At 71.8% G+C, this 3,536-nt stretch carries 4 protein-coding genes; all 4 read right to left on the bottom strand.

Annotation, left to right across the window (positions count from 1 at the left end):
- Positions 1-107: 107 nt before the first annotated feature.
- Positions 108-1,196, bottom strand: coding sequence for a PDZ domain-containing protein (locus ABZ318_RS39260; protein WP_356907200.1), 1,089 nt, complete (start codon positions 1,194-1,196; stop codon positions 108-110).
- A 66-nt stretch (positions 1,197-1,262) separates the two neighbouring features.
- Entirely contained in the window at positions 1,263-1,397 is a 135-nt protein-coding gene (locus ABZ318_RS39265) for a hypothetical protein (RefSeq protein WP_356907203.1), read from the bottom strand.
- A 224-nt stretch (positions 1,398-1,621) separates the two neighbouring features.
- Positions 1,622-2,083 (bottom strand): molybdenum cofactor biosynthesis protein MoaE, encoded by a 462-nt coding sequence (locus ABZ318_RS39270; protein ID WP_356907201.1) that lies wholly within the window; start codon positions 2,081-2,083, stop codon positions 1,622-1,624.
- A 102-nt stretch (positions 2,084-2,185) separates the two neighbouring features.
- Positions 2,186-3,295 (bottom strand): SDR family oxidoreductase, encoded by a 1,110-nt coding sequence (locus ABZ318_RS39275; RefSeq protein WP_356907202.1) that lies wholly within the window; start codon positions 3,293-3,295, stop codon positions 2,186-2,188.
- Between the last annotated feature and the right edge of the window lie 241 nt (positions 3,296-3,536).

The following is a 3,536-nucleotide window of genomic DNA, read 5'->3' on the forward strand; positions in this document are numbered from 1 at the left end:
CGACACGCCCGCCACCGTCCTCGGCTCCCCCGCCACCCCGTACGTCGCGGACTTCGTCGGCAGCGACCGCGGCCTCAAGCGGCTCGCGGCTCCGTACGCGCGCGTGCTCAGCTCTTCGAGCAGCTCGGCAGCGACTTCGTGTCGCCCTTGCGGAGCTTCTCCAGCGACTTCGTGGCGTCGTCGATGGTGTCGACCTTGATCAGGGTGAGTCCGTCGGGCGTGTCGGCGGCGGCCGCCTCGCAGTTGTCGGCCGGGGTGAGGAAGTACTGGGCGCCCGCGTTCCGCGCGCCGACCAGCTTCATCTCGATGCCGCCGATCGGGCCGACCTCGCCCTTGTCGTCGATGGTGCCGGTGCCGGCGATGAACCGGCCCTCGGTGAGGCTCTCCGGGGTGAGCTTGTCGACGATGCCGAGGGCGAACATCAGACCGGCGCTGGGGCCGCCGACGTCGGCCAGGTTGATGTCGATCGTGAACGGGAAGACGTGGTCGGTGCCGGCCTGGATGCCGACGACGGCCCGGTCGCCCTCCTCGGACGTGGTGGTCGTGATGACCACCTTCCGGGTGACGGTGGGCTCCTTGTGGGCCTTCTCGGCGGCGGCCGCCTCCTTGGCGGGGACGATCGTGAACTCGACGTCCTGACCGGGCTTCCGCTTCGTCACCTGCTTGGCGACGTCACCCTGCTCCTTGACCGGCACGCCGTCGACGGCCCTGATGACGTCCCCGGCGTGCAGCTTGCCCTCGGCCGGGGCGCCCTTGACGACGGTCGCGACGACGACCCGGGCGACCACCGGGATGCCCAGCTCCCCGAGGGCCGCCACCTTGGCGCTCTCCTGGGACTGGGTGAACTCCTCGGCGTTCTCCTGGCTCGACTCCTCCTCGGTCTTGCCGTCCGGGTAGAGGGTGTCGTGCGGCACCACCACGTTGTCGTGGGCCAGCCATCCGTAGACGGCCTCGACGGCGTTCATCCTGTAGTCCGCGCTGGTGACGCGGACCGTCGTCATGTTGAGGTGACCGTCGGTCGGGTAGGTCTTGCGTCCGGAGATCCGGAGTACCGGCTCTCCCCTGGCCTCGCCGAGGGTGTTGACCGTCGGGCCCGGGCTCATCTCCGCGTACGGCACCGGGATCAGGACGCCCGCGATGAGCAGGCAGATCAGGACCAGGGTGGAGGCGAGCATCGTCGCGGTGCGGCGTGGCATGGAACGACAGTACGGGACTCGCCTGTGGGTGCACCCGTGGGGCGGTCCGTACGAGGCGGCCCCCCGTCAGCCGGACGGGGACGTGGTGACGGCGGAGGCCGTCGCGGCCGGTTCGCGCTCCGGACGAGCGGAATCGGCGATCGTGGCGTGGGACCGCTCCATGGCGTCCCGGAAACGTGCGTAGCCGGCGAGTTCCGCCACGTCACCTATGGTCTTGTTCCTCGAAGCCCAGCTTCCCCATATCGCCGCGCCGACGACTGCGAAAAGCGGAATCAGCAACCAGGCCAGCGCTGCCATCCCGACCTCCCATCCCCAGTGAGTTGATCAGCAGACTGTGTCATCTGTGGGATCAACGCTCGCGCGCGGGGGGCGGTTACGCAAATCGGGCGTTCGACTACAGGGCGTCGGCGCGGCTGCTTGCGCCCCTAGCAGGCCCCCACCCACTCCTCGGTGCCGTCCGAGAACTTCTGGTGCTTCCAGATGGGGACCTCGTGCTTGAGGTCGTCGATGAGCTTCCGGCAGGCCTCGAAGGCCTCGCCCCGGTGGGGGCAGGAGACGGCGACGACGACCGCGAGGTCGCCGACGCGCAGGTCACCGACGCGGTGGACGGCGGCCAGGGCACGGACCGGGTAGTTCGCGACGACCTTCTCGGCGACGCGGCGCAGCTCCGCCTCGGCGGTCGGGTGACAGGAGTACCCCAGCGCGTCGACGTCCGCACCGCCGTCGTGGTTGCGCACGGTGCCGACGAAGAGGGTGGTGCCGCCGGAGGCGTCGTCTCCGACGGCCCGGAAGACCTCGTCGACCGAGAGCGGGGTGTCACGGATCGCGAGCAGCTTGATCGGGTCGGCGGCGGCCTGCTCACCGGGGTGATCGTGCGTGTGTGCCATGGACCCATCGTGCCGTACGCGCGCGACGTACCGGAATAGCGGTTTCGACCGGCGGTCGGCCCCCGCCGTAGGAGGGTCCTACAGACCGCCGACCGGTCCCGTTCAGATTCCGCGCCGCTTCCGCATCTGGCGCACCAGCGCCGCCGTGCCGAGCAGCGCCACCGTCGCACCGGCCGCTCCGGCCGCCGTCGCGTCCTTGCGGCCCAGGCGGCGGCCGGCGACCGTGTGGCGGCCCTCGACCTCCTCCAGGAGCGCGGCGAGGACCTCCTCGTTCGTCCACTTGGGGCGCCAGCCGGCGTCGTGCAGGCGTCCGACGCTCACCACCCAGGGGTGCATGGTGTAGGCGAGGTCGCCCGCCGGGGAGGGGGTGAGGCCGATCCGGTGGAGGCGGGCCGCCGTGCCGAGGGCGACCGCGGAGGGCAGCTCCATGCGCCGGATCCCGGAGAGCTCCTCGACCTCCTCCTGTTCGAGCCAGCCCTCGCAGCCGACCGCGAACTCCCCGTCGACCTTCTCAAGGGCCGCGTACTCCAGGGCGCTCACCAGGTCCTCGACGTGGCAGAACTGCCAGGTCGGCCGGGATCCGGCGACGACGAGCAGCCGGGGCGACTCGAAGTAGCGGGTCAGCGCCGTGTCCGTACCGCCCACGAGGACGGCCGGGCGGACGACGGTGACGTTCAGGCCGGGGTGCGCGCGGGGGGCGCGGCGGCCGAGGCGCTCGATCTCCAGCATGTCGCCGACGCCGGTGGCCTCCGCCGTCGCCCTGAGTTCGGCGTCCTCGGAGAGCGGGATGTCGTTGTCGGGCAGGGCGCCGTAGACCATGGTGGAGGTGCAGAGCACCACCCGGTGGACGCCGGCCGCGGCGGCGGCGGTGAGCACGGTCTGCGTGCCGCGCACGTTGTAGGCCGTCCGGGCGGCGGGGTCGGTCTCCAGGTCGAGGTCGACGGCGAGGTGCACGACGACGTCCGCGCCGCGCAGCTTCTCGGCGATGGCCGGATCGCGCACGTCGAGGATGTGCCACTGCGCCTCCTCGACCTCGCCGCGGCGCTCGTCGATGGCGACGACCCGCTTGATCTCCTCGGAGGCGGCGAGGCGCCTGGTGAGCAGGTCGCCGACGCCGGAAGCGGCACCGGTGACCGCGACGACGGGGCCGCGCACGGCGGACCGGGTTGAGTGGTTTCGCGCTCCGCGAACCTGTGGATCTGGGGAACTCACCGGGCGTCTCCAGCGGTTGTCTTCAGTACGGACGCGCATGACGCGTACGGACCAGGTGGCGTCCATCCTGCCGCAGGGCACGGCCCGGCGGAGCACCGAGCCCGTTTCCGGCCCGGATGTCGGGTGGTGTCCCGCCGATCGGGCCGGGTTCGCGGGGTCCGGCCCGACGACGCGGCGGCACGGCAGCACGAGGCCGGACTTGAGCATGGCCTGCGCTCCGCCCGCGCCCACGACGCCGGGC

It is taken from the genome of Streptomyces sp. NPDC006197 (assembly GCF_040613865.1).
Lineage (GTDB): Bacteria > Actinomycetota > Actinomycetes > Streptomycetales > Streptomycetaceae > Streptomyces.